At 68.9% G+C, this 26477-nt stretch carries 23 protein-coding genes and 2 tRNA genes; 8 read left to right on the top strand and 17 right to left on the bottom strand.

The window, feature by feature from the left end; translation table 11 throughout:
• Positions 1-14: 14 nt before the first annotated feature.
• From ACQP06_RS18395 to ACQP06_RS18405, 3 genes are read right to left on the bottom strand one after another with little or no spacing between them, the layout of a single operon-like run.
• Positions 15-1472 (bottom strand): flavin-containing monooxygenase, encoded by a 1458-nt coding sequence (locus ACQP06_RS18395; RefSeq protein WP_433665774.1) that lies wholly within the window; start codon positions 1470-1472, stop codon positions 15-17.
• The gene (locus ACQP06_RS18400) at positions 1469-3049 is read right to left on the bottom strand and encodes a GMC family oxidoreductase (RefSeq protein ID WP_433665775.1); all 1581 of its coding nucleotides are present in this window, start codon (positions 3047-3049) and stop codon (positions 1469-1471) included. The genes ACQP06_RS18395 and ACQP06_RS18400 overlap by 4 nt, the downstream gene beginning before the upstream one ends.
• Before the next feature lie 45 nt (positions 3050-3094).
• On the bottom strand, positions 3095-3736 hold the full coding sequence (locus tag ACQP06_RS18405) for a TetR/AcrR family transcriptional regulator (protein ID WP_433665776.1): 642 nt from the start codon (positions 3734-3736) through the stop codon (positions 3095-3097).
• 252 nt (positions 3737-3988) lie between these two features.
• Between ACQP06_RS18405 and ACQP06_RS18410 the strand changes: the two genes are divergently transcribed.
• Positions 3989-4654 (top strand): DUF6891 domain-containing protein, encoded by a 666-nt coding sequence (locus tag ACQP06_RS18410; protein ID WP_433665777.1) that lies wholly within the window; start codon positions 3989-3991, stop codon positions 4652-4654.
• A gap of 185 nt (positions 4655-4839) precedes the next feature.
• Here ACQP06_RS18410 and ACQP06_RS18415 read toward each other — a convergent pair.
• The 3 genes from ACQP06_RS18415 to ACQP06_RS18425 all read right to left on the bottom strand — a co-directional run bounded on the left by ACQP06_RS18415 (position 4840) and on the right by ACQP06_RS18425 (position 6304).
• A tRNA-Leu gene (locus ACQP06_RS18415) sits at positions 4840-4927 on the bottom strand.
• A 93-nt stretch (positions 4928-5020) separates the two neighbouring features.
• Positions 5021-5326, bottom strand: a complete 306-nt coding sequence (locus tag ACQP06_RS18420; protein ID WP_433665778.1) for a hypothetical protein — start codon at positions 5324-5326, stop codon at positions 5021-5023.
• Positions 5327-5476: 150 nt separating this feature from the next.
• Entirely contained in the window at positions 5477-6304 is an 828-nt protein-coding gene (locus tag ACQP06_RS18425) for a tetratricopeptide repeat protein (protein WP_433665779.1), read from the bottom strand.
• Positions 6305-6578: 274 nt separating this feature from the next.
• Here ACQP06_RS18425 and mihF point away from each other — a divergent pair, with 274 nt between their 5' ends.
• Together mihF and ACQP06_RS18435 are read left to right on the top strand one after the other, a co-directional pair.
• Positions 6579-6893: an integration host factor, actinobacterial type gene (gene mihF, locus ACQP06_RS18430; protein ID WP_357081650.1), complete on the top strand. Its 315-nt coding sequence runs from the start codon at positions 6579-6581 to the stop codon at positions 6891-6893.
• Positions 6894-7032: 139 nt separating this feature from the next.
• Positions 7033-7120, top strand: a tRNA-Leu gene (locus ACQP06_RS18435).
• Between the two features lie 54 nt (positions 7121-7174).
• Here the strand turns inward: ACQP06_RS18435 and ACQP06_RS18440 are convergent.
• From ACQP06_RS18440 to ACQP06_RS18470, 7 genes are all read right to left on the bottom strand, one after another.
• Positions 7175-8623: an amidase gene (locus ACQP06_RS18440; RefSeq protein ID WP_433665780.1), complete on the bottom strand. Its 1449-nt coding sequence runs from the start codon at positions 8621-8623 to the stop codon at positions 7175-7177.
• Entirely contained in the window at positions 8620-9615 is a 996-nt protein-coding gene (locus ACQP06_RS18445; protein ID WP_433665781.1) for a 1-aminocyclopropane-1-carboxylate deaminase/D-cysteine desulfhydrase, read from the bottom strand. Before ACQP06_RS18445 ends, ACQP06_RS18440 begins: the two co-directional genes overlap by 4 nt.
• Before the next feature lie 2 nt (positions 9616-9617).
• A complete protein-coding gene (locus ACQP06_RS18450; RefSeq protein ID WP_433665782.1) occupies positions 9618-10919 on the bottom strand; it encodes a D-arabinono-1,4-lactone oxidase in 1302 nt (433 codons plus the stop codon).
• An 80-nt stretch (positions 10920-10999) separates the two neighbouring features.
• Positions 11000-11953, bottom strand: a complete 954-nt coding sequence (locus ACQP06_RS18455; RefSeq protein ID WP_433665783.1) for a LysR family transcriptional regulator — start codon at positions 11951-11953, stop codon at positions 11000-11002.
• A 39-nt stretch (positions 11954-11992) separates the two neighbouring features.
• Positions 11993-14092, bottom strand: a complete 2100-nt coding sequence (locus ACQP06_RS18460; protein WP_433665784.1) for an amylo-alpha-1,6-glucosidase — start codon at positions 14090-14092, stop codon at positions 11993-11995.
• Positions 14089-15330 carry a glycosyltransferase family 4 protein gene (locus ACQP06_RS18465; protein WP_433665785.1) on the bottom strand — a complete coding sequence of 414 codons (1242 nt, stop codon included), beginning with the start codon at positions 15328-15330 and terminating at the stop codon, positions 14089-14091. Before ACQP06_RS18465 ends, ACQP06_RS18460 begins: the two co-directional genes overlap by 4 nt.
• A 224-nt stretch (positions 15331-15554) precedes the next feature.
• Complete coding sequence (locus ACQP06_RS18470) at positions 15555-16634, bottom strand: hypothetical protein (RefSeq protein WP_433665786.1); 1080 nt, start codon at positions 16632-16634, stop codon at positions 15555-15557.
• A 151-nt stretch (positions 16635-16785) separates the two neighbouring features.
• Here ACQP06_RS18470 and ACQP06_RS18475 point away from each other — a divergent pair, with 151 nt between their 5' ends.
• A complete protein-coding gene (locus tag ACQP06_RS18475; protein ID WP_433665787.1) occupies positions 16786-17988 on the top strand; it encodes a lipase family protein in 1203 nt (400 codons plus the stop codon).
• 158 nt (positions 17989-18146) lie between these two features.
• Positions 18147-19121 (top strand): alpha/beta hydrolase, encoded by a 975-nt coding sequence (locus ACQP06_RS18480; RefSeq protein WP_433665788.1) that lies wholly within the window; start codon positions 18147-18149, stop codon positions 19119-19121.
• Positions 19122-19131: 10 nt separating this feature from the next.
• Here the strand turns inward: ACQP06_RS18480 and ACQP06_RS18485 are convergent, their stop codons facing one another.
• Complete coding sequence (locus ACQP06_RS18485; protein WP_433665789.1) at positions 19132-20127, bottom strand: sigma-70 family RNA polymerase sigma factor; 996 nt, start codon at positions 20125-20127, stop codon at positions 19132-19134.
• A 132-nt stretch (positions 20128-20259) separates the two neighbouring features.
• Complete coding sequence (locus ACQP06_RS18490; protein WP_433665790.1) at positions 20260-21264, bottom strand: NADPH:quinone oxidoreductase family protein; 1005 nt, start codon at positions 21262-21264, stop codon at positions 20260-20262.
• Positions 21265-21426: 162 nt separating this feature from the next.
• Between ACQP06_RS18490 and ACQP06_RS18495 the strand changes: the two genes are divergently transcribed.
• Complete coding sequence (locus ACQP06_RS18495; RefSeq protein ID WP_433665791.1) at positions 21427-22563, top strand: hypothetical protein; 1137 nt, start codon at positions 21427-21429, stop codon at positions 22561-22563.
• A gap of 62 nt (positions 22564-22625) precedes the next feature.
• Here the strand turns inward: ACQP06_RS18495 and ACQP06_RS18500 are convergent, their stop codons facing one another.
• Positions 22626-23756, bottom strand: coding sequence for a glycosyltransferase (locus ACQP06_RS18500; RefSeq protein WP_433665792.1), 1131 nt, complete (start codon positions 23754-23756; stop codon positions 22626-22628).
• Between the two features lie 302 nt (positions 23757-24058).
• On the opposite strand from ACQP06_RS18500, the gene ACQP06_RS18505 reads away from it, so the two are divergent.
• Together ACQP06_RS18505 and ACQP06_RS18510 are read left to right on the top strand one after the other, a co-directional pair.
• Positions 24059-24280 (top strand): hypothetical protein, encoded by a 222-nt coding sequence (locus ACQP06_RS18505; protein WP_379099724.1) that lies wholly within the window; start codon positions 24059-24061, stop codon positions 24278-24280.
• A 5-nt stretch (positions 24281-24285) separates the two neighbouring features.
• Positions 24286-25362: a hypothetical protein gene (locus tag ACQP06_RS18510; protein ID WP_433665793.1), complete on the top strand. Its 1077-nt coding sequence runs from the start codon at positions 24286-24288 to the stop codon at positions 25360-25362.
• A gap of 45 nt (positions 25363-25407) precedes the next feature.
• Here ACQP06_RS18510 and ACQP06_RS18515 read toward each other — a convergent pair whose 3' ends face one another.
• Positions 25408-26298 carry an NAD(P)-dependent oxidoreductase gene (locus ACQP06_RS18515; RefSeq protein ID WP_433665794.1) on the bottom strand — a complete coding sequence of 297 codons (891 nt, stop codon included), beginning with the start codon at positions 26296-26298 and terminating at the stop codon, positions 25408-25410.
• Positions 26299-26477: the final 179 nt, after the last annotated feature.

Genomic DNA, 26477 nt, shown 5'->3' on the forward strand with positions numbered 1-26477 from the left:
CTCGAGCAAAGCCCTCACGACTGCGTCACGACGTAGTCCGCTGGGTCGAAGCGGGCGGTCACCCGACGGAGCCGACGCGCCGACCAGGGCCAGGAGAAGCCGTTGCGGCCGTTCTTGTCGAAGTAGTAGCTGCGGCATCCGCCCGAGTTGTAGACCGTGTTCTGCAGCGCGACCTGGACGTCGTCGTTGAACTGCCGCATCACGTAATCGCGGACCTCGAGCGACACGGCGCCGCTGCGCCGCAGATGAGCCAGTGCCTGAACCACCTGCTGCAACTGGGATTCGATGATCAGGAACCCCGAAGCGACTGCCGAGACGTTCGGCCCGAAGAGGATGTAGAGGTTCGGGAAGCCGTGCACGGTGGTCCCGAGGTAGGCCTGTGGGCTGCCGTCCCAGTGCTCGGCCAGACTGCGTCCGTCGATGCCCCTGACCCTGCCCGCGATCGGCATGTCGAGGATCTTGAACCCGGTCGCCATGATCACGACATCGACCTCGGTCTTGGAGCCGTCTTCACCGATGAGGGTGTTCCCGCGGACCTCCGTCAGGCCGGTCGAGACGACAGAGACATTCGGGCGCGCCAGCGCGGGGTAGTACTCACTCGACATCAGCAGCCGTTTGCAGCCGACGGACCACTCGGGCGTGAGGGCCGCACGCAGTTCGGGATCATCGATGGCCGCGTGCAGGTTCTGCCGTCCGATCCACTTGAAGGCAGCCTGCCCCCAGGGACGGTTGAACGCGATGTTGGTGAGTTCGAGGAGCAGTTCCTCACGCCAACGGTTGAAGCGATGGACCGACCCGAGTCGATGCAGACCCAGGCGGCGGACGACCCGGGATGGCCTGGGCTCCGCCTTGGGCACGACCCACTGCGGGGTCCGTTGCAGGACATGGAGTTCGGCCACCTGCTCGGCGATGCTCGGCACCACCTGGATCGCCGAGGCACCGGTTCCGACGATCGCCACCCGCCGTCCGGTCAGATCGACGTCGTGATCCCAGCGCGATGTGTGGAACACCGGCCCGGGAAAGGCGTCGAGGCCCTCGATCTCGGGCAGGCTCGGCTCGTGCCAGGGGCCCGCGGCGGCAACGAGCGAGCGCGCACGGATCTCGCCGCCGCTGGTGTCCAAGACCCAGCAGCGCTCCACGCTGTCCCAACTCGCATCGAACACCTCGACCCCGAGACGGAGATGCTGACCGACGCGGAAGCGATCGGCGGTCTCGCGCAGATAGGACAGGATCTCCGGCTGCGGGGCGAATTTGCGACTCCAACGGTCGTGGGGCGCAAAAGAATATGAGTAGGCGACCGAGGGGATGTCGACCGCGCAACCCGGATAAGTGTTGTCCCGCCAGACACCGCCGACGCTGTCGGCCTTCTCCAGAATCACGAAGTCGGTGATCCCCGCCTCGCGCAGCTTGATCGCGGTGCCGAGGCCGGAGATGCCGGCGCCGATCACAGCGACCTCATGGATCGGGGTCATGCGTTCTCCAGAACGAGTTGGGCGGCGCGCTCGCCGATCATCATCGAGGGTGCGTTGGTGTTGCCGCCGGGGATGGACGGCATCACCGAGGCGTCGGCGACGCGCAGACGCTCGATGCCGCGCACCTTCAGGTTGGGGTCGACCACGGCTCGCTCATCGACGCCCATCCGACACGTGCCGGTCGGGTGGTATACGCTTGAAATCCGTTGGCGCACATCTTCTCTGACGGCCTCGGGGGTGGTTGCGGCTCGGCCGGGCGCCACTTCGGCGCGGACGTAGGAGGAGGCCCGCGGGTGTGCCATCGCCTCGCGAACGAACTCCACGCCCGACATCAGCACGTCGAGATCCGCGGATGCGCTCAAGTAGCGAGGATCGATCACCGGCGCCACGTGCGGATCGCGCGAGGCCAGCCGGACTGTTCCCGAGCTCTTCGGATAGAGCAGCACGACGTAGACCGTGAAGCAGGCGCCGTCGATGTCGGGGTGAACTCCCGGGATCGTGGCATCGGCGCCTCGGCGACCGAGCGGAGTCGCGAAGAACTGCAGATCTGGAACGGCGTCGGCGTACTCCGACCTGAGGTGGGCTACACCCTCCATGTAGGAGCCGGCCAAGAAGGTCGAGCTCGGCCGGATGCGCTCCTTCGCCATCGCGGTCAGAAGCTTCGCCGGACCGAGAACGGGACCTCGGGTCACGTTGTAGACCACGGGAACAACGGGGTGGTCCTGCAGGCCTTCGCCGACCGGGAGGTCACTGAGTGTCGGGATCCCGTGTCCGGCAAGGTGTTCGGCGGGTCCGATTCCGGAGAGCATGAGGAGCTGAGCACTGCGGAACGAGCCGGCGCTCACGATGACTTCCTGGTGCGCGATGAGCCGCTCCGTGCCTCGCTTGGTGGCGACTTCGACGCCGACGGCGGTGCCCTTGTCGATAATGATCCGTGTGACCTGCGCACCCGTACGCACATGCAGGTTCGGCGGCGCATCGCGCAGGTACGCCTCGGCCGAGCTCTGACGACGACCGCCGGCCGCATTCCACTGGGCGACCGAGACGCCCTCCTGCTCGGCGGCGTTGTAGTCGGCGTTGTGGGCGACTCCCGCGGTCGTGGCGAGTGTGTCGAGGAAGGCTGTCGTCACCTCGGCGAGATCGCGCGCCCGGGTGACACCGATCGGGCCTGAGCCGCCGCGGTATTCGTTCGCGCCGTCCTCGAACGCCTCCATGCGCTTGAAGATCGGGAGAACGTCGGGGTGACTCCAGCCGGCGCAACCGGCGGCCGCCCAGTCGTCGTAGTTCTTGTGGTGCCCACGCGACCAGATCATCCCGTTGACAGCGCCCCCTCCGCCCAGCCCGCGCCCGTGCATCTGCGATACCCGGCGTCCCGCGGCATCCGGCTGGGGGCTGGTGCGAGGCTGCCAGGTGACACTGCGTTGCAGGCGGCCGACCCCGTGCATCGGCCCGACCATGCCCGGAACCCGGACGAGCTGGGAGTCGTTGCGACCGCCGGCTTCGAGCAGCAGGACCTCGGCGCCGGCATCGGCGATCCGACGTGCTGCGGCCGCTCCGGCGCTGCCACCACCGACCACGATGTAATCCGCGGATGTTTCGGGCGGGAAACCTCTAGCCATGGGTCATTTCTCCTTGTCGAGTCGCTCGACGGCGACGGACGGGTAGTCGCGGCGAAGCTCGACAAGGGCATTGATCAGCTCGGTCGCCGCTTTCAAACGGGCGTCTTCGAGTTCGGGTCGCGGGTAGACCTCTCGGAGGACGGCCTCTCCGTCGAACATGTGCACCAGCGACGTGCCCATCAACTGAAGCAACGCGGGAGCGACTCCTGCGCCCGACGACGGCACCACGGCGAGCTCGTCGATGGCGGCGTAGAGCCGGCTCGCCACCGGAGCGAGTTGCTCGCGCAACTCGGCGTCCGTGCGAGCGGCGACCAGCAACTCGAACCAGACCGCGTTGATCTGCGCTCGCGACTGGCTTCGCGTCAACGCGAGCATGTCGCCGACGGGCGCGTCGCCGAGCGCGCGAAAGCCCGCGAGGTTCCGGCGACCGACCTCTTCGGCGGCCTCGACGACCAGTGCGAGTCGCGAGTCGAAGTGGCGGAACAGTCCACCTTTGGATACGCCCGCCCGTGCGCAGATCTCTCCGGCGGAAGCACGGTGGTAGCCGATCTCGGCGATGGTCTCGATCGTCGCGTCCACCAGCGCTGCCTTCGTGGATGCGGTGCGCTCCGCCTGGGTGCGGCGCACACGTGGGTTCTCGGTCACACCGAAGATTGCAACCAATCGGTCGCTAAATGTCAATAGCGCCGATGGGCCGCGGACCGCGAAGCTCACGGCGATGCCCAGGCACCCACGCGCTGATCGAAGTCCAACTGCTGCAACGACATATGTCCCGCCAGCTGCTCGTCGCCGCCCTGGCAGCCGCGCTGCAATCGGGTGCGCTCACGGATCGGCGGAAGCTAGCATCGCCAACGCGGGTGATTCGCACGGTTTCGCTCGTTGTCTGGAGGTTTCGCTGTGAGCGCGTTGTCGAACCCGAACACGTTGCCGCCCTACGCCACACTGCCCGACCTGCCTCTCGATGCGGCCGGTCGCGAAGAGCTGGCCGGGCAGATCTGGGATCAGCTGATCGCCGGCCGAGGCGACGCCGACGATTTCGTGGACAGCTACGGCGAGGACTACGACCTCACCGACGAGCAGCTCGGGGCGGCTTTCGCCGCTCTCCGTGCCGCGCGGCTGCTCCAGCAGGCGGAGATCGGCGCGCACACCTCTCGCACGATCGCCGCGTTCGAGGAGCTCAATGCCAACGGCGTGGTCGCGCGAGCGGACTTCTCCTGCTGCGGCACTTGCGCGTCCGGCGAGATCTGGGACGAACGCGACGACAGCCGCCACTGGAAGGGCTACGTCTACTTCCATCAGCAGGACACCAGCCGTCTCCTCGAGGACGGCGCGACGTACATCGGCTACGGCGCGTTCCCGCCCGAGGACTTCGACGAGGCCGGCTACGACGCGCTCAGCGATGACGCGAAGGCAGACCTCTACACCGCCGATGTGACCCGGCTGCTCGACGACGTGGTGTTTCCGATCTTCCGGCGCCACGGCATCGAGCCGGAATGGGACCGCGACCTGGGCACGAGGGTGCTGCTCGAGAACGCCGACTGGTACGCCCCGATCGAGGCGTAGCGCCCGGCCGATTGGCCCGGTCGATGCGGGATACTGCTGACTTCTCGTGACTGGCAAGCAATCCCGGGGACGGGATCGGCGGCGCCGCTCGCCGCGGCGCTGCCCGCGACCCGATTCCCGGCAAGCTCGGTGGCTGAAACAAGGAACACCCGAATGCTGTGTGGTGCACAGCATTCGGGTGTTCATGGTGTCCGGAGGGGGACTTGAACCCCCACGCCCTAATACGGGCACTAGCACCTCAAGCTAGCGCGTCTGCCATTCCGCCACCCGGACCGGTGGTGCGGGACAAGATTAGCGGAGGGGTTGGCGGAAACGGAAATCGGGGCTGGGCCAGGCGAAATGGGGTGCGCGGGGGAGGGTTTGGGGCTAGTGGAGGATGCCGAGGAGGTTGGCGTTCTTGATGGGGGTGTCCTTGTTGGCCTGGATCTGGCAGAGGCTCTGGACCGCCGCCATGGAGAGGTCGACCTGGGTGCCGGAGGGTTCGTTCTGGGTGCCCTGCTGCTTGATGAACTTGGTGATGGTGACGCGCTGGGTGTCGGCGCTCTGGATCAGGTAGTCGCTGCACTTGGTGTCGCCGCCCTGGTTGAGCGCCTTCTCGACATCCGAGCAACCCGAGAGCAGGGTTACGGCCAGTGCGGCGGCCGCCACGGCCGTCCATCGCGCGGTGTTCATCATGCGTTCCTCGTGGGTCGTGCGCGGGGCCGAGGCGGCCGCGCGATCGACCGCCACTGTAGATGGGCGCGACCGCCCCGCAATCGGGGGCGGACCCGGAGATTCAACTCCGGGTCGGGTGAATTGCGTCACAGCACACGCCGGGAGTCCTCAGCGGTAGTCGGTGGCGCCGGCCGTGCGCCAGGCCTGCGCCTCACCGGGGCTGCCGCGGCGACCGCGCAACTCGGCCAGGCCCGCCATCGCGCGCGGGTCACCGTGGGTGGCGGCCGTGCGCCACCAATGTTCGGCTTCCGGGTAGTCGCCGCGGCGGTAGCGGACCACACCCAGGTCGTAGGCCGCGCCCACATGCCCGAATTCGGCTGCCTGCGCCCATAGTTGGCAGGCCTGCTCCTCGTCGCCGCGGCTCTGCATCGCCACACCCAGCTCGTAGAGCGCGTTCTGGTAGCGACTGGCCTCGGCGGGCAGATCGGGACGCGGCGGTTTCCTGGTGGTGGTGAGCTCGACGACGAGTTCTCCGAAATCGGGCGGTCCGACACCGGTGGAACAGTGCAGGACGGTCATGGCCGGTTCGCGGGTGATGAGCATCCCGTAATTGCCGACCCAGGAGACGGTCGCGCCGCTGTCGTCGACCCAGACGGGGGTCAGCGTGATCGCGGCGTCGGTGTCGGTGGGGCACACCTCGAGGTCGATCCCGCCGTCCATCGCGTCACTCCAGACGTCAACCCCCCTGATCTGGCGGCCACCCAGCAACACATTCCCCCGGTCCACGGCCAGCCCGATGCCGAGGCTGTGCACCCCCACCCGCGCGACGGCCGTCCGCAGGGTCAGCCGGACGGTCGCGGGGGCGTCCCCGAGAGTCTCCGAGTGCAGCGGGTAGACCTGCGCTCCGTTCCAGGTCACGGGGTCCGCGCTGGCGTATCGATCGGCCAGGGACGGCACGGTCGCGGCGGGTTCGGCGTACGGATACGACCCCTGCATCTGCCCCGCCTTTCGCCGGTGCCCGGTGATGTTCGCGCCCACCGTAGTACCGATGCCCGGCGTGGGGTCGGGTATTTGCCAGCTACGTCCGTCAGCAAACTTCTGGTCAGTCGACCGGTGTCGTGGGAGGCTCGAGACGGGCCTCCCGTGTCCAAATTTCGCCGGTCGGTCGACGTGTCGGCCACGTCCACGCGGTGTGTCGTACTTGCGGAGGGCCCACTGTCCTGTTGAATCGTCGGCGAAATACCAGCGAACGAGTGAAAGGTAAGGACATATGGCTCTGCCCACCATGACCCCCGAACAACGCTCCGAGGCGCTGGCGAAGGCCGCGGCGGTTCGTAAGGCCCGCTCGGAACTCATCGCGCAGGTCAAGAAGGGGTCTGTCAGTCTCGCCGAGGTGCTCAAGCGCGCCGACGCGGAGGACTTGGTCAAGAAGACGAAGGTGGCGGCGGTCATCAAGGCGCTGCCGGGTATCGGCCCGGTCAAGGCGGCCAAGCTGATGGACGAGGCCGAGATCCCCGCCGACCGCCGCATCGGCGGCCTGGGCTCCCGGCAGCGCGCCGCGCTGCTGGAGGCGCTGAAGGCTTGAGATCGGGGGGTGGCCTGCCGGGCCGGCATCCGGCCCGGCGGCAACCACTCCCACCGCCTCCTCTTGCTCGGCAAACACGCACTACATCGACCGATTTGGTCCGCGCGGCCCGATCCGATAACCTTGCTGAGCACCACCGGTCCGGGTGGCGGAATGGCAGACGCGCTAGCTTGAGGTGCTAGTGCCCGTATTAGGGCGTGGGGGTTCAAGTCCCCCTCCGGACACCATCACGAGAAGAGCCCTCCCAGCATATGGGAGGGCTCTTCTCGTATGTCGCCACACTATCGACGCAGCCACCACGGATCCGGACGTACCAGGTCCCAGCGCAGCTCCGATTCCAGTTGCGCCGCCGTCGAAATCAGCAGGGGCTCGGAGTTCGCCGGGCCCAGGAGTTGGGCGCCGATCGGTAGGCCCGCGTCGGTGAAGCCCGCGGGTACGTTCACCGCCGGCCAGCCCAGCACATTCCAGGTCCAGGCGTAGGGGCAGCAGCCGGCGATCAAGTGGTCGGTGGCGAAGCTGCCCAGGTCGTCGGGGGAGTGCACCGGGATCGGCGGGGTGGCGGTGGTGGGCGCGAGTACCAGGTCGAATTCGCCGAACATCGCGCCGATCCGGCGGTGCAACAGCGGTTCGGCTCGGCGGGCGGCGGTGAGTGGCGGGCCCGCCAGCAGCCGCCCGGTGCGGACATTGGCCAGGGTGCGGCGGCCGACCCGGGCCGATGGGGGCATCCGTTCGTGCCAGGCCGCTATTCCGGCCAGTGAGCGCGGGAGGAAGGCGGCGGTCAGCAGTGTGCTGTAGGGCAGGTCGGCCTCGACCACCGCGTGCCCCGCCGCGCGCAGCCGGGCCGCGATGCGCTGTGTCGCGGCGTGGATCTCGGGATCGAGCCGGGTCGGAAACCCGGTGAATGGCGCGCGCAGCGACACCGCGACACGCAATCTGCCGGGGTCGCGGCCCACCGCCTCGACGGCTCGGATCGCGGGCGGGCGGTGCAGCTCATCGGGGTGGTTCCCGGCGCACGCGTCGAGCAGCAACGCGGCATCGGCGACCGTGCGGGCCAGTGGGCCGTTCACGGTCAGACCGTTGAACGCCTCCGGCTCCGGCCAGGTCGACACCCGCCCGCGCTGGGGCTTGATACCCACCAGATTCGTCCACGCCGAAGGGATCCGGATCGAGCCGGCCCCGTCCGAGCCCAGCGCCGCGGGCACCAGTCCGCCCGCGACGGCCGCCGCGCTGCCACCCGAGGATCCACCCGGGGTGTGCCCGGCGCTCCACGGATTGCGGGTGTGCCCGAAGGCTTCGCCGCTGGTGAACGGATATTGGCCCAGTTCACAGGTATTCGTCTTGCCGACGATGACCGCACCGGCGGCCCGGAGTCGGCGGACCGCCTCGGCGTCGGCGGAGGCGGGCGGGTGCTCGCCGCCGCAGCCGAATGCGGTTGGCTCGCCGGCGATATCGGTGTCGTCCTTGACCGCGATCGGCACCCCCAGTAGCGGCAACCGCTCTCCCGCGGCGATCCGCGCGTCCGCGGCGGCGGCCTCGACGAGCGCACGGTCGCGGCGGACCAGGCGGAAGGCATTGAGGTCGGGCTGAGCCGCGTCGATGCGACCGAGGGCCGCGGTGACCGCGGTGACCGCGCTGATGCGCCCGTCGCCGATAGCGCGCGCGAGCTCACCGAGTCCGAGTTCGGTTGTCTCCATCGGTGTCTTCTCGTCCCGATCATGTGAACCGGTCATCGCGCGCCGTCCGTGTGCAGGTAGACGATCGGCCCTCCGGCCAACGCACCCCGCCGGTCGAGATCCAGCACCGCGGCCATGGCCTTGGCGGTGTAGACCGGCTCGAGCTCGAGCCCGGCCTGGTCGTGGGCCAGTTGCTGTGCGGCCCGGCCGGATTCGGTGGCATGGCCGTAGCCGGCGCCGAGCTGATCGCGCACCAGCAGCAGCCGGTCCGGGGTGAGGTCCAGCTCGGGCAGTCGTGCGCCGCGGGCCCGCAGCAGGTGTTCGGTGCGCCGGGCCGCGCGCAGCAGACCCGGTTCGTCCAGGCGCAGTTTGTCATTGACCACCACGCCCACCACGCGCGTGCGCAGGCCGGCCATGGTCAGGCCCAGGACGAGCCCGGCGGCGGTGCCGCCGGACCCGATGGCGGTGACGATATGCGACGGTTCGGGCATGGTCCGGTCCGCGACCTGGGCCGCGAGTTCCAGCGCCACCTCGACATAGCCGAGCAGACCGACACGCGACGATCCGCCGGCGGGCAGGAAATAGGGCGGGGTCGTCCCGCTGCTGTGGCGTGCCAGCAGCCACGGCAGGCTCAGCGCGGTGCGCGCCACGGTGTGCGTGAAATGCACCGTGGCGCCGGAGTTCCGGATCCGTTCCAGTTGGGCGCGCACATGCTCGTCCACGGGCTGGTCGACCAGCGCCAGCGCGGTGGCGAACCCGTGTGCCCGCCCGTACAGGGCGGTGGCGAGCCCCCAATTGGTGCCCAGCCCGCCGACGGTGAGGATGGTGCGCCGGCCCCGGCGCAGCGCGTCGGGCAGGAGCCATTCGAGTTTGCGGACCTTGTTGCCGCCCCAGCCACCGTCGCCGAACGCGCCCTCGTCCTTGATCCAGATCTCGGTACCGGCAGCCGGGAGTAGGGGAATCCGGCGCAGCGGGGTCGGGGTCGCGCCCAGGGCCAGGTGCGGCAGAGTGTCACGCAGGGCCGGGTAGTGCTGGTGGAGTAGAGGCACGCTCACTCCCCCAGTACGCGCGAGACATAGGCGTTGGTGAAACGCCGCTGCGGGTCCAGCCGGTCGCGGACCGCTGCGAATTGATCCCAGTGCGGGTATTCGGGAGCCAGGTCGGCTGCGGTGCGGAAATGCCGCTTCCCCCAATGCGGTCGCCCGCCGTAACCGATCATGATGTCCTCGACGGCGCGGAAATACGGCTCCCACTCCATCTTCTCGAATTGATGCACCGCGATATAGCAGCTGGGACGGCCACCGGCGGGGCTGAGGAAGGCGTCGTCGGGCGCCACGAACCGCACCTCGATCGGTACCGGGACATCGAATCGCGATTCCTCGGCCAATGCCAGTACGCGCCGCACCGCGTCCGCGGCGTGCTCACGTGGAATGGCGTATTCCATCTCGGTGATGGGTACGCGGCGGGGCGTGGCGAAGACCCGATAGGAGCGATCGACGGTGCGCGTGGTGCCCGACAGCCTGCTGCACAGTCGATTCAGGGCCGGAATCCATTGCGGCCGGGCGCGTCCCATGCGGCACACCGCCCAGAAGGCGTAGTTGGTGAGCAGTTCCTCGTGAATCCACTCGGCGGATTTCGACCGCGGTCGGGGCGGCTCGGTGGTCCGGTTCCAGGTCTTGGTCATCACCAGGGGGCTGTGCGTGAAGGCGAAGAACCCGAAATGATCGTTGCCGTCGGCCAGTTCGTCGATCCTGTCGAGCACCTCGGCGCGCGAGGCCAGCGTGTCCACGCCCGAGAGCGTGAACGCCGGCACCGCCTGCAGGGTGACCGCGCTGACCACGCCGAGCGCGCCCAGGCTCACTCGCGCGGCCCGATAGGTCTGCGGATCATTGCCGGCGTCGACTTCGATCCGGCTGCCGTCGGCGAGCGTCAACTCGATCGAGCGCAGGCTCGCCGACAGATTCGGCAGGCCTGTGCCCGCGCCGTGGGTGCCGGTCGCGGTGGCGCCCGCGATCGACTGCACGTCGATGTCGCCGAGGTTGGCGAAGGCGAGTCCGCGGTCCCACATCGCGGCGCTCAACGCGCCCAGGGAGATTCCGGCCTCGCACCGCACCAGTCCCGAGCCGCGGTCGATGTCGAGTACCCGGTTCATCCGATTCAAGGTGACGAGGGTGCCGTCGGTGAGCACCGCGTCGTTGAACGAATGCCCCGACCCCGCTACCCGCACGATGTCGCCGTGCTTGTCGGCGCGTTCGAGCACCGCGCTCAATTCCGCAGCGCTGCCCGGGTATTCGATGGCACGTGGGTGGCACACCTGATCGCCCGCGAAGTTCCGCCACATTGATCGACTCATGCGGGCAAACGCTATTGCCCCCGGCAGACGCCGGGGAAACACTCAAAACCCGCTGTTCGACAAAATCAGGTTGTGAATCCTCAGCCGAGCATCGAGGGCGGGGTGCGGTCGGTGAAGTCGGGTTCGGCCAATGCCCGCACCAGATCGGGGCGGTCGTCACGAACCGCCCGCGACAGGTCCACGAACGATCGCACCAAGGCCGAGGCCCGGCCGCGCCGCCAGGCCACCGCCACCCGGCTGGGTGCGGCGTCGGCGATCGGCACGAGCGTCACGCCGGGGAAGGTCAGCCAACGGCAGGCGGCGGCGGTGACCACGAACCCGACCCCGGTCAGCACCTTGTGCATCTCCTCGAGCAAGGTGGTGGAGCGTGACACCACCGGCGCGGGACGTCCGGCGCGGTGGGATTCGAGTTCCCAGAAACCGTTCCAGGTCCGGTCGGCGCAGGCCGAACCCAGAATCGGTTCGTCGAGCAGATCGCTGACCGAGACCGAAGGCCGGGCCGCGAGCCGATGCCCCGACGGCAACGCCGCGACCACGGGCTCACTGAACAGCGGCTCGACCTCGATGTCGGGCGTCGATATCGGCCGCCGGACGAAGGCGACGTCCGTGGTGCCGTCGGCGAGTCCGGCCGAGGGATCGTCGTAGCCGAACTGCCGCAGTTCCAGCTGTACTCCCGGATGCCGCTGCCGGAATGCCGAGAGGATGGGGTCGGTGAGGGTCAATGCCGCGCCCTCGAGGAACCCCAGGGTCAGCCGCTCGTGTTCACCGGCTTGAATCGTCCGTGCACGGTCCACCGCGGCGTCCGCGTCGGCCAGCAGGGCCCGCGCGTCGGCCAGGAACACCGTCCCGGCTGCGGTCAATTCCACGCTGCGCGTGCTGCGCACGAGCAACGTCACCCCCGCGGCCTGCTCGAGCTGCTTGATCTGCGCGCTCAACGCCTGCTGCGCGATGTGCAGGCGGTGGGCGGCGCGAGTGAAGTTCAGTTCCTCGGCCACCGCCACGAAGTAGCGCAGGTGTCGCATGTGCAGGTCCACCGGGAGAGTGTAGGCACTGCCCAGCGGGTCCGCGGTCCGCTATTTCCGGTTCAGCTGCCAGTCCGGCGGCAGGCCTTCGACCCGCGCGTCCATGCCGCAGGCCTCGAGGGTGATCGTGGCCGGGCCCAGCCGCAGGTCCGTCAGCCGGATCGTGCCCGCGCGGTCGGGCAGGCGGGGCGCGATGGTGAGGCTGCGGTTGGGGACGTCGGGCGCGAGGCCCAGGAACGATCGCATGAGCAGCAGTGGCGCCGCGCTCGCCCACGCCTGCGGCGAGCAGGAGGTGGGATAGGGCACCGGGGAACGGAATTCGTCACGCGCGAAGCCGCAGAACAGTTCCGGTGGGCGGGCGCCGAACTCCTGGATGGCCTCGAGCAGTCCGCTCGCCAGTTTCACGCTCAGGTCGAGGGCGCCGGGGATGTGGCCGTAGCGCATGAGGCCGGCCACCGCGATGGCCGTGTCGTGCGGCCACACCGAACCGGTGTGGTAGCCCATGGGATTGAACCGGCGCGCGGTGGAAGACAGGGTGCGCAAACCGAATCCGCTGTTCAGGTCGGCCGCGCCGAGCCGCTCGATCAGTTCGGCGGCGCGCTCGTCGGGCACGATGCCGGTCCACAGGCAGTGGCCGGGATTGCTGGATCCGACGTCGACCGGCTGCTTGGCGCCGTCGAGGGCCATCGCGTAGCAGCCGCTCTTCGGCATCCAGAAGGCCTCGTCGAAACGGGCTTTCAGGTCGGCGGCCTGGGCGCGCAGCCGTTCGGCGAGCGGGTGGTCGCCGGACTCGTCGGCCAGTTCGGCGCGGCCGATGCGGGCGGCGTAGACGTAGCCCTGCACCTCGCACAGCGCGATCGGCGGGTCGGCGAGGCGGCCGTCGGCGAAGCTGATGGCGTCCCAGCTGTCCTTCCACCCCTGGTTGGCCAGACCGCGGTCGGTCTTGCGCCGGTACTCGACGAAGCCGTCACCGTCGAGGTCGGCGTCGGTGTCGATCCACCCCAACGCCGCGTCGGCGGCCGGGATCAGTTCGCGTACGGCCGCGTCGCCGACACCCCAGCGATGGCATTCGGCCAGCAGCATCACGAACAGCGGGCTGGCGTCGGCGGTGCCGTAGTAGACGGTGCCGCCGAGCACCCGATCGCTGCCGGGCCCGTGCCGCCGCTCGTGCATGATGCGGCCGGGTTCCTCCTCGGTGATCGGATTGGTCTCGGTGCCTTGCAGTTTCGCCAGCTGGCGCAGCGTGCCCACGGCCAGGTCCGAATCCAGCAGCAGCGCCATCCAGGAGGTGAGCAGGCTGTCGCGGCCGAACAGCGCCATGAACCAGGGCGCGCCGGCGGCCACGTAGGAGGTGCCGTCGGCGGGATCGTCCAGGCGCAGCGCGCCCAGGTCGGTCTCGGTGCGCTGCAGGATGGTGTTGAGGCCCGCGCCGCTGGCGGTGAGCGTGGTGGTGCTGGCGCGCCAGCGGCGGATCTTGTCCTCGGGACCGTCCTCGTGGCCGTCGTCGAAGTTCATCGGGACGGCCCGGTGGTCCTCGATGGGCTGACAGCGCACCACCGTCTGCCAATTGCTGTGGGCGGGGATCAGGGTCCGCCAGGTCAGCGACCCGGATTGGATCTCGGGCTCCTCGGTGGCGGTGATGACCACGCCACGGCCCTGCAGCGCGCGGTCGGTGATGCGCAGGCCGTGCTCGGTGGCGGTCGTTTCACCGCCACCACTGCCCACGCGGCCCTCCTTGACCGCGAACAGGTCGGCGAAATCGGCCTCGGCGTCGAGGACGATCGTCAGCGCGGTGTCCTCGTCGCCGAGGTTGAGCACGCTGATGATCTCCTGCATGCCCTCGCCGACGATGCGACGGCGCTGGATCAGCACCGTCGCGTCGGCCACCCCGTGCGGTGGCGGTTTGCGCGCCACGAACCGGGCCCGGAACGGCTCGCGCACGACCACCGAAAGCTGTTCCGGTGGAAGACCGTCCACGCGCAGCTCCCAGCGGGTCAGGATGCGCGTGTCCCGGTAGAACAAGCCGTGCGCGGTGCCCGGGTGGATATCGCCGAGCTGATCGGACAGGCAGAAGGTGCCGGCCTCGACGAGGGTGACGACGCCCGCGCCACCCTCGATGAGCACCGGCGGACCGGCGTTGAAAACACTCACGCGCGACCACCCGGCACGTGGGTGCTGAGGATCCGCGGGTCACCGGGCAGTCGCACCCGGACCGAGCCGGCGATCGTGCGGGACTTCGCGAGTTCGATCGCCTTGCGGTAGGCCGCTTCGTAGCCTTGCGCGAACAGCCCGGTGGAGAACAGTCTTTCGACCCGTTCCCGGCAGGCGTAGGGATCGATCTCGTGGGCGCGCGCGATCGCGCCGGGCAGTTCGGCCGGATCGTCTAGAACGAATCCGGTCACGCCGTGTTCGACGACCTCTTCCACCGCGCCGCCGCGCAGTGCGATCACCGGGGTGCCACAGACCATGGCTTCGATCATGACAATCCCGAAGGGTTCTTCCCACCGAATCGGGAACAAAAGGCAGCGCGCCCCGGCCAACAGCTGGCGTTTCGCGGCGGCGTCGGCCTCGCCGAAGACATCGTCGGACTCGGTGAGCCGCGGGGTGATGTACTCGTTGAAGAACTCGTGCTCGGGCGGCTCGTTCAACTTGCCCGCCAGCACCAGCCGCACGCCCGCGGCGTGCGCGGCCTCGAGCGCCAGGTGCGGCCCCTTGTACGGCGCATAGCGGCCCAGGAACAGCGCGTAGTCGAGCTTCTCGGTGCGGAACGGCCACTCCGAGGGGCGAATCGCATTGTGCACGCGGCCGATCCAGTTCAGGTCCGGCGCCAGCTCACGCTGCCGGTCGCTGATCGCCACCAGCTTCACGCAGCGGTCCAGGGACCGGTAGTACTCGTCCATCTGGGCGTCGACCGGGCCGTGCACGGTGACGACGGTGGGGATCCCGAGCATCTTGTACGCGGGCGCGTTCCCCGGACCGGCGAAGGTGTGGTCGTGGATGATGTCGATCGGGTCCGACGCGTGCAGCGACTCGATGATCTGCCAGGCCTTCATGGCGTTGACGATCTCCGGGTACGGCTCACCCAAGCGCTTGGTCTGGACCTCGTCCCACACCCGGATGAAGTCCGCCTTGGTCCCGGCCCGGCCCGCGCCGAGCAGGGTCACGCGGTGGCCCTGGTCGACCAGCTCGTCGGCCAGGCTTGCTACGACCGCCTCGATGCCGCCGTACCCGACCGGCGGAATGTCGAAATACGGGGGAGCGACCAGAACGATATGCAGAGATCGGTTCCGCGAATTTTTCCCACCGTGTACGGCGGAATTGTCGGTCTGAACCTGCAGAAAGTCGAAAGCGTTCCCGAGCGACGCGTCGTAAGAAAGGTTGTTCCTCATTTCCAAACTCCTCGTTGTGAGTTGAACTGAGTCAAACCGTCGTATACGGTGCCACGAACGCCGCTGGTCGGCAAGAAGTTCTGGGTGTCGCAATTCAAAAGTTACGGCAATGTTCTGTCAACCGGACTTACGAGTATTCCGAGCGACCCGTCGACAATGAAACATATTTGAATCCTTACTTATTCGCCCAGGTCGGCAATTATTCGCCCAGGTCGGCGGCGTTTTCATAGGGTGTACAGCCATAGTCCGGTGTGCTCGGCGCCGGTTCCGGCCACCAGTAGTCCCACCGGCAGGGTGGCCATGCGTGCCTGATCGGCGGGCGCAGGGAGCGAGATCTGTTGCCAGTCGGTGCAATTCGAGGAAACCGACACCAGGCTGGCACGGTGGTCGAACGCGATGAGGGCCAGCATTCGGGAAGGCGTCGGAACCACCTGCTGGACATCGACGTTGCGCGCGGCAGGCCCCGGCAGGGGCCCGGTATCAGGCATGGGCCAGCACAGGACGTGCGGGTCGGCGCCGACGGATTGGCCGAAGACCGCGCAGGTGGCCACGCAGCCGATGCCGCTGGCGACGGCGTTCGTGCCGGGCAGTTCACGGCGCTGCCATCGGCTGCCGTCGGGAGAGGTCCATTCCACCGGATGAATAATGTTGTCCCGCAGCGTTTCCCCGACTATCACAAAGCCCGGGGAACCGGTGCCGATAGCGGCCGCCCCGGTCTGTTCGCCGGGTGCGGACGACAGCGCCGGGTCGTCGGCGTGACGCTCCCAGTTCGCACCGTCGACCGAGATCCAATAGGCGGCGCCGTACCGGCCGGTCGGGCCGTCCCAGTCGCCCACGAGCAGGTCGACGCCGCCGAGCGCCGCCGCGGCGCTCACGGCGATGGCGTGCGAGCCGCCGAACATCTCGAAGGCCTGCTCGTGTTCGGTCAGGCCGTGGGTGCCGCCGCTCCAGACACTCATACGCGGATTGCTGTGCGCGCCACCAAAAGCCCGTCCCAGGATCACGGTGTGATCGCCGGCGCCCGCCGAAATCAATTCCGCCCGTGCGCCGTACGGGGTTTCCGGGTGGACTGGGACGGGGATCCAGTGGGTGCCGTCCGTGGTCGACCAGGCGGCGGCGGCCCGGACGTCGGCGGCGGGGATCGAGCCGAGGGCCAGCACGCCGCCGCCGGGCGTGGGAGCGAAGGCGAGGATCCGCGCGCCGGGCTGGGGGAGCGGCAGTTCCCGCCACGGTGAGTCCGGGGTTCGGTCGACGCAGCCGACCGCGAGGGTCAGCACCGCCACCAGGACGATTGACCATCTCATGGGGACAGCGTGCCAGAACCCGCCGGTCGCGGTGCGGTTCCGGGATTCCGGCCCGCACGGGACCCGCCGCACCGAGCCAAATCCGGTGGTCCGGGCCGTTTCCGTGTGAGGATTCCTGGCCGTGGCAACTCGCCGGTCAACACGGATCCTGATGCTCGCAGCGCTGGTTACGACGCTGCTGCCGCTACACGCGCAAGCCGACCCGTTCTCGGAGCTAATCAGCCCGAGCCATGATCTGGCGAGCGTGCTGCCGACGCCGCCCGCCGACCCGTTCTTCACGCCCCCGCCGGGCTTCGAGAACACGTCGCCGGGCACCGTGCTCAGCGCACGCCCGACCGGCGGCATGTTCTTCACCGCCGACGCCTACGAGCTGCTGGTGCGGTCCACCGATTCCCACGGTCAACCGGTCGCCATCACCACGACCCTGCTGCTGCCGCGCGCCGCCTGGACGGGGCCGGGGCCCCGACCGCTGGTCTCCTACAACATTCCGATCTCGTCGATGGGGTATTCGTGTGCGCCCTCGACGGAATTGAAGAAGGGCGTGTCGGCCGACGTCGTCGCCATCTCACTGCTGCTGGCCAAGAACTTCGCGGTGGTCGTGCCCGATCATCAGGGACCGAAGCAGGCGTACGCGGCCGGGCTGATGGGTGGGCACGCGGTGCTCGATTCCATTCGCGCGGTGACCCATTGGACGTCACCGGAGCTCAACCCGGACACGCCGGTGGTGATGACGGGCTACTCCGGCGGTTCCATCGCGACCAGCTGGGCCGCGCAGCTCGCGTCGACGTATGCGCCCGAGATCCGATTGGCGGGCACCATCATCGGCGGCGAACCCGCGGATTACGACATGCTGATGCCGGCCATGAACGGCAACTGGGGTACGGGTGTGATGCTGGCGGCCGCGCTGGGGCTGGCCCGTGAATACCCCGAACTGCTGAGCATTCTGAACGACAACGGCTGGCGGATCGCCCATATGTTCCGCGACATCTGCATCTCGCAGGAGACGATGCTCGGGATCATCGCGCCCCTGCGGGTCGAAGATCTGACCGTGGTCCCGGATCCGCTGAAACTGCCCATGGTGCAACAGATTCTGAACGAGAACCGTCCCGGCGGAATGGCGCCCGCCGCGCCGGTCTACCTGTTCCACGGCGTCAACGAGATCTTCGTGCCGTTCGAGGGCGCGAAGGAGCTTTTCGACGACTGGTGCGGGCTCGGCGCGCGGGTTCGGTTGCAGCCGTTTCCCGGTGAGCACTTCGTCGCGGGCGCGCTATCGATTCCGTTGACCACGAAATGGGTCGAGGAGCTGCTCACCGGCGAGCTGGTGCCGCAGGGATGCACCGGGCCGGGGCACTGAGAAACGATGCAGGGGAGTGGTGATGTATCCGACAGCCGGCGAGATCGGTGCGGCGTCGCTACCGCTGGATCACCTACGTTTCACTTAGCATTCGAGTAGCCCGTCCCGGGCGCTCCCATCGTTTCCGATTCAATGCCGCGCCCGATGAATGGACATCGATGAATGCAAATTTTCGTGCCGCCGCGGCCGCGGCCATCACCTTCGTCACAATTCTGATCTCCGGAACCGGTGCGGCCCACGCCGAACCGGCCGGGGAATCCACCATTCTGAGCGCCACCGACGCCGATCCCTCGCGCACCAGGATCTCGGTGTACTCCGCGGCGATGGACCGCGCGGTGACCGTGGACGTGCTGCATCCCGCCGATGATCAGCCGCGACCCTCCTATTACCTGCTCGACGGTGTCGATTCCGGTGCGATGGAGACGAATTGGACGCAGAAGACCGATATCGTGTCGTTCTTCGCCGACAAACGGGTCAATGTGGTGCTGCCGGTGGGCGGCAAGGGCAGTTTCTATTCCGATTGGGAGCGACCCGATCCCGTACTCGGCGGGGTGCAGATGTGGGAGACGTTCCTGACCCAGGAACTGCCGCCCTTGATCGATCAGCGGTTCCACGGCAGCGGGCGCAATGCGATCGCCGGGCTGTCGATGGGCGCGCTGTCGGCGGCGGCGCTCACCACCCGGTATCCGGAGCTGTATCGCGGATTCGCGGCGTTCAGCGGCTGTCTGGACACCATGAGCACCAATGCCAAACTCGCCATCCGGAATTCGGTGAGCTGGGTCGGCGGTAATCCCGAGAACATGTGGGGACCCGACGGCGACCCGGACTGGGCGGCCCACGATCCACTCACCAACGCTGACGCGTTGCGCGGTAAAGCGGTGTACGTGTCGACCGGCAACGGCACACCGGGGCCGGAATCGCTGACCGATCCGCTGATGCCGCAGGCGGTGACTTTCGGTGCGGTGCTGGAGTATCTCGTGCGCGGCTGCACCGAATCGTTCCGGCGGCGGCTCCAGGAGATCGATATTCCGGCGACCTTCGTCTTCCATCCGCGCGGCACGCATTCGTGGCCGTATTGGCAGCAGGATCTGCACGACTCGTGGCCTCTGATGGAAGAGGCGCTGGCGGAGTAGCGCCGCGTGGTCAGCCGGGGAGACTATCCGCGAAACCGAAGAGGGCTATCAGCGCGGGATCGTGGAACGCGATCACGCGGGAGACGCCCGTCGGCGTGGGAGACAGCACGACCACCCCACCCGCCCGAAGAGTTCCGTCCGAATCGCGCCGGTAGAGGGCGGCGGCGGGTTGTCCGTTGGCGGTGGTGGCGGTGAGCCGCCATTCGCCGGGCGCGTCCAGGACCTGCGAGTCGAGCATCCGGATACAGTTCGCCAGCCCCGACTGCCAATCGCGGAACGGGGTCGCCTCCAACGTGGCGTCGGTGCGCAGGACCTGTTCGAGCAGGCTCGCATCGGCGCGTTCGAAGGCCGCGATGTAGCCGTCGAGCAGGGCGCGAGCCCGTGGATCAGCGGGTTCGAGCAGTTCCGCCGGCTCGGGTTCGAGTTCGTGCAGGCGGGCGCGGGCCCGTTGCAGACCGCTCTTGACCGCGGCCGTCGTGGTGCCGAGGATGGCGGCGGTCTCCGGTGCGGAGAAGGCCAGCACGTCGCGCAGCAGCAGGATGGCGCGCTGGCGGGCGGGCAGGTGCTGGAGGCTCGCGATGAGGGCCAGCCGCAGGGATTCCCGTGCGACGACGACCGCTGCCGGATCGCCGGCGGCCGGGGCGATCCATTCGTCGGGGAACGGCTCGAGCCATGAGACCTCGCCCGGAGCAATCGGATTCGATCCGTGTTCGGGACCGGAGGCCGGGCCGTCCAGTCCCGAGGGCAGGATCCGGATCCTGCGTTGCCGCAAGGTGGTCAGGCAGACGTTGGTGGCGATGGTGTAGAGCCAGGAGCGGATCGAGGAGCGACCCTCGAAGGACGGGTAGGCGCGCCAGGCCCGCAGGTAGGTGTCCTGCACCAGGTCCTCGGCATCGTGCGCGGAGCCGACCAGGCGGTAGCAGTGGGCCAGCAGCTCGCGGCGGAACCGCTCGGTATCGGCGACGAAGCGGTCCCGGTCGGCCGCCTGCCGCAGCTGCGCCGTCATGTCGTGAGTGTAGGACTCGGGGGTGTCGCCGATCGATCGGTCATGGGCTGCTCCTCGCGCGGGTGGGTCCCGCCGGTCGAGACCCTCACCCATGACGACCGCCGGGCCGCGGCAAAGGAATCTAATACCTGGTCAGAGGGCATCAGGGTGGGGGAGCAGGGCCAGCTTGCCGACGGTGGCCCGGGCTTCCAGTTCGGCGAGCGCCTTGGGGCCGTCGGCCAGGTCGTAGGCGGTGCTGACGCCCGGCTTCAGTACCCCGGCGGCGATGAGCGCGAACAGGTCGCCCATGATTTCGCCGAACAGCTGCGGGGCCGCGTCGATGAGGACGCCGATATTGAGTCCGATCAGCTGGATCTGATGCTTGTAGACCAAGTCCCGGTTGGTGATCGACGCTTCCCCGCCCGCCAGGCCGAAGACGACCACCCGGCCGGTGACCCGCTTGGCGGCGGCCAGGCTGTGTTCGAAGGTGGATCCGCCCGCGGACTCCAGCACCAGGTCGACACCCGTACCCCCGGTCAAGCGCTTGACCTGGACGGCGAGATCGGTTGCGCGCGAATCGAGTACGTGGTCCGCGCCCAATCCGAGCACGGTCGCGTGTTTGCCCGGTGAGGCCGTGCCGATGACCGTCGCGCCGTAATGCTTGGCGAGGATCGTCGCGGCCTGCCCGGTCGCGCCGGCGGCGGCGTGGATCAGCACGGTCTGTCCGGCGGCGAGGCCGCCGAGTTTCAGGGCGGCGAGGGCGGTCGGCAGGTTCACCAGGAGACCGAGTGCCTGTTGGGAGGTCCAGCCGTCCGGGACCGGCACCGCCGCGGCAGCGGGCAGCGGCATGTAGTCGGCGAACGCGCCGTCGCCTATCCCGACCACCCGTGCGCCCAGGGCGGGACCTACGACCGACTCGCCCAGTGCCACGACCTCTCCGGCGGCTTCGAAACCCGCGGTGTAGGGCGGCTGCGGACCGTCGCGGAACGTTCCGTGCGATTTCGACAGATCCGCGAAGTTGATTCCGGCGGCCGCGACCCGGATGAGTACCTCGCCCGGGCCCGGTCGCGGCACCGGCGCGTCGGTGATCAGGGACATGTCCTGCGGGCCGCGCAGGGAGTGCTGGCGCAGCGCGCGCATCGTGGCGGGAACGGTCATCGCTGAGGTCCTTTCGTTTGTTCAGGTAGACCTCGGGCGCGGGCCAAAGGAATCGGCCGGGTGCCGCCGGGCCTTCACAGCGAGGGCTACGCCGAGAGTGAAACGATCACGCACGCGCGGTTTTTCGCGGTGACAATGGGTCGCGGGCCGTCCGGTCCCCTGATGCTGTGGAGGCTGTGGGAGATGGAAGAGGTGCTGCTCACGCCGCCGGATGCCGCCGAGGTGCGGTTCCTGGCGCGGGGCGTGGTGAGTGCGGCGACCTGCGATCTAGGGCTCACGCCCCTGCAGGAGTTGCTGATTCCGGCGCTGTTCCTGTCGATGACGGGGCATCCGGTGGAGTTGGCCGAGGTGACGCCGATCGGGGCGGCGGAGTTCGCGGCGGGGATGGCGCGGCGCAATCGGATCTTCCGGGAGCGGATCGTGCAGACCATGCTGCTGTCCGCGCTGGTGGTGCGACCGCTGCCGGCGGCGACCGGGAACAAGTTGCGGGAGTTCGCCGACGCGCTCGGTGTCGACGACGACATGATCGCGGTGGCTCAGCGCTACGCCGAGGGCGCGGTGGATCTGGCCGCGGTCGATTTCACCCGCAATGGATATCTGGGCAATACGGACACGCTGCGGCTGGACGCCCTGCACACCGCCGGACTGGACAGTTCGTGGAGCGCGGTCACCGACGACACGGGCCTGGCCGGGCGCTGGGCCGAGCTGTGGGAGCTGCCGGTCGGCACCCTGGGTCGCGGTGTCGCCGACTTCTACCGGGACCGCGGCTTCGTCACCCCCGGCCTGCCCGGGTCCGCGCCGCCGCTGCTGGCCCAGCACGATTGGGTGCACGTACTCGCCGGGTACGGCACCACCCTCGAGAACGAGATCGAGGTGTTCGCGTTCATGGCCCGCGCCAATGACGATCCGCGGGCCTTCAGCCTGCTGGCCATGGTCATCTCGCTGTTCGAGACCGGCTACCTGCGGGCGGGCGCGGGCCTGTTCGAGGCCGATGCCGGGCACCTGAGCACCTCGGGCATGGCCACTCGGCTCGGTGACGCCATGCGCCGGGGCGCGCTCACCCGCGGCAGCCACGACTTCCTCGACCTGGACTGGTTCAGCCTCGCCGACCGCCCGATCACGGTGGTGCGCGACGAGATCGGGCTGGTCGCCAAGGATGGGTCGGCGGTGGCGGCGGGCTCGGCGGGGCCGTGGCAGCCCGGCGGAATCACGCCGTATCAGCTGAATTCGTCGAAGAACGCGGCCGTGGCGGACGGACGGGACTACGTCCCGTGGCAGCCGGACCCGACGCGCGACTGACCGCTGTCCACGAGCTTTGCGGGCGGCAACGTCCAGCGCCGCCTTGCGGGTGGGGTCAGGTTTCAGCTCGGACCCAGCAGGTCGAGCATCCCGGAAACAGCTGCGGGCCAAGTGAATTGCTCGGCACGACTGCGGGCGGCGCGGCGGCGTTCGGCGCGCGGGCGGGCCAGGACGTCGGTGACGGCGGTGGCGAAGGCGCGCGGGTGGTCGGCGGCGACCGCGCCCGCTTCGGCAGTCACGATGTCGGCCAGCGCCGAGGAGCGGCTCGCCACCACCGGGGTGCCCGCGGCCAGGGCCTCGAGCGCGGCCAGGCCGAAGGTTTCGTGCGGGCCCGGGGCCAGGGAGACGTCCGCGGTGGCCAGCAGGGTCGCCAGAGTCGTTCGGTCGTCGATGAATCCGGTGAAGTGGACGGCGGGCCGGCCGTCGGGCAGCGGGGGGATCAGGCGGGCGCGGCGTTCCAGGGCCTCGCGGCGCGGTCCGTCGCCGGCCACCACCAGGCGCGCGTCCAGGCCGCCGCGGCGCAGTGCCCCGACCGCGGCGATGCTGCGGTCGACGCGCTTCTCGACCGAGAGACGGCCGCAGTGGACCAGCAGCGGGTAGCCGTCCGCGCCGAGGTCGGTGCGCAGGCGGTGGTCGTGGCGGTCGGGCCGGAACATATCCAGGTCCACGCCGAGGGGGACCAGTTCGACATTGGCGGCGTCGATGCGCTGGAATTCCTCGCGCGCGAACTCGGTGGTGCAGACGACGACGTCATAGGTCTGGGCGGTGCGCCGGTTGGCGGCGTCGGCGGCGCGGCGGGCCAGCGGGCCGGGCAGCACCTGGCCCAGCAGACGGTCGAGGCGCTCGTGGGAGATCATCACGCCCGCGATGTCGCGGCGGCGCGCCCAGCGGCCGAAGCCGCGCAGCGTCAACCGGTCCGACACTTCCAGCACGTCGGGCCGCAATCCGGTGAGGGTGTCGGCGACGCGGCGGGGGTCTGCCGCGCGGTAGCCGCCGGTCCACGGAATCTCCGGTGCGGGCAGCGTGATTCGCAGGACTCCGGTGGCGAGCACCTCCTCGGCGCGCCGGGTACCGGGCACCACCAGCACCACCTCGTGTCCGGCGGCGGCATAGCCCGCGCCGAGGTGATGCAGTGCGGTTCGCAACCCACCCGAGCGCGGACCGTAGAAGTTCGCCAGCTGAACGATGCGCACGAGGCCGATCGTGCAGGGTACCGGGTTACCTTCGGCACCTCCGACGCCAACATCACGTGAACACCCGCGAAAGACCCGGCCAACCGGGCATGGTCGGCATCGTGCGTCCGCCCGGACCGGTTCTCGCACGGTGCATTCCACACCACGTGCGGACCCGCGCCCCACCGAACTGCATGCAGTCGACCTCAATTGGTGTGCGCGGATTCCCCCGCAGGTCTGGCGCAGTGCCATCGATCTTGGTAGAGATTGGTGTACGAACGATCGGGGTGATTCGAGTCATTCCGGGGGATGGGGATGAATCAATGAGCGCCAGAGCCGAACTGGAGCGGGAACTGGGCGGGCCGCTGCCCGCGCTCGACCTGCTGAACGAGGCCGAGACGGCCGACCTGCTGGCGGTGTTCCAGCAGGCGCAGCGCACCGAGAACCTCGCCATGGTGGAGGCCGTCGACAAGACTGTCGGCGCGCTGCCGTGGCCATTGCGCACCGCGGCCAAGAAGATCATGTTCGGCAATAAGCTCGGGTAGGGGCAATGAGCGATCTGGTGACCCGCGCACAGATCACCCTGCTGTCGCGGACGCTGCACGTACCCGAGGAGAAACTGGCCCACCTCGAGAAGCTGGGCGCCGCCAACTTGCACGAACTGCAAGAACGCATGGCGAAGGTGATGTTCGCCGAACACAACGCGATCTTCTCCAGGCTGTCGTTGCTGGTGCCGATCATTCCGTTCAGCATCTCGATCCCACTGGTGCAGCGCATGGTGCCGCCGGTGATGGCCGGGCGCGCGGCCGGCGCTATCGGAGTGGATCATCCGAAGAAGTCCGCCGAGGCCGTCGCCCTGTTCGATCCCGGTTACGCCGCCCAGGCCGCGCCCTACATGGACCCGCACGCCGTGGGCCAGCTGGCCGACATCGCTCCGCCCGGACCGGTCATGGCCATCATCAACGAGCTACTGCGCCTGCGGGACTACGTCACCGCGGGCCCGTTCCTGGCCTATGCCACACCGACATTGGTACAGGCGGTCGAACGCGATGTGCACGACGACGAGGGCATGATCCGGTCGGCGTCGTTCGCGTACTCCGGGGAGAACATCAGCGTCATTCTGCGCCACCTGCTGTCCGGTGAGGGCAAGCGCATCCCGAAACTGGTGGACACCATCCTGTCCGGGTCCGAGGAGCTGCGGCTGGCCGCGCTGTCGGTCTTCGCGCGCTGCGACGACGACGTGATCCCGGCGATCGGCGACATCCTGTTCGATCAGGGTTCACCCGAGCAGATCGCGGATCTGATCCGCACCTTCCTCGACGCGGGAGCTGTCGGGGAGACGCTGCGTTTCGTCGCCGGGTTGAGCCCGGAGGCCTTGGATCGGCTGGCCGCCAATCCCGTTGTGGCCGAACCCGACACTCTCGCCGCGCTCACCGATGCGGTCGACGGGTCCACCGATCCCGCGGTGTGGCAGGGTCTGCTGTCACTGACCAGCCGCACCGAACCTGCCGTGACCAGTGAGTTCGCCGCCGTGATCGCGCTGTTCGATCCGGCGACGCTGGAGCAGGTCGCCGAATTGGGGCTGGGCGAGGAGTTGACCACGCTCACCGCGCAGTCGAAGGAGTAGCGCACCGCAGGAGTGCGGGCCGGGGATTCCGGCCCGCACCAACGGTTATCGCCGCGCGGGCGCGCCCCGCAGCTCCTCGATGGTCCGCTCGAACGCCGCGGTGCCGTGGCCCGCGTCGACCTGCCGGTCCACGAGGGCGGCCAGCCCGCCGAGGGGTTCGTCGGTGATTCCGGCGTCTGCCGCCGCGCCACGCAAGGCGTCCAAGGCGGATTTGGTGAACACCAGGTCCTGGAAGACATCGGCCGTGTAGTCGCCGCCGTCGATGATCTTGGCGTAGGCGGGCAGGGTGTTGGTCATGGCGGTGAGCCACCCGGCGGCGCGGGTGGCGAACTCCGAGGCCGTCACTCCGGCCGAACCGACCAGCGCCGCGCCCTGGAAGAAGCCGCCGAACATCGTGTACATGGCGGTCAGCAGCGCGAAGTCCCACAGCGCGGCCAGGCCCGGGTCGGCTCCGAGATAGTCGGCGGCGCCCAGCGATTCGAGGGCCGGGCGCCACGCTTCGAAGACGGTGGCCGAGCCGCTGTAGAGGATGCTCGCACCGGGGCCGCCGATCATGTCGGGGACCGCCATGATGCCGCCGTCGAGGAATTCGATGCCGTGCGTGGCCGCCCACGCGGCGAGCTCTCGGGACTGCTCGGGTGTGGTGCTGGTCAGATTGAGCCACTGCTTGCCGGTCAGGTCCGCGGCGATGGGATCGAGGGTCTCGCGCACCGAGGCGTGGTCGAGCAGGACCGTGATGATCAGTTCGCCGCCGCGCACGGCGGCTCCGGCGGTCGCTGACGCCACCGCACCCGCGGCGACGACATCGGCGTCCCGGCCCGGCGTGCGGTTCCACACCGTGGCCGGGATTCCGGCGTGCACGAGTCGGGTGGCCAGCGCGCGGCCCATCGCCCCGAGCCCCAGTACGGTGACCGGGCTGTGCTGGGTGTTCGTCATTGCGGGACAACTCCTTCTGGCAGGGTCGAGGACTTTCGGCGCGCGCTGTATCGAGGTTGCCGGGCTCCTGGCCGGGCGACAAGTACGCACTAATTCCTCAGACACTGACCGGAAGGTATGTGTCCAGCTCGCAGGCGGCGACGGCATCGCACGCACATTTGCACCGAGTGCAGAATTCG

It is taken from the genome of Nocardia sp. CA-136227, assembly GCF_050955695.1.
Taxonomy (GTDB): domain Bacteria; phylum Actinomycetota; class Actinomycetes; order Mycobacteriales; family Mycobacteriaceae; genus Nocardia.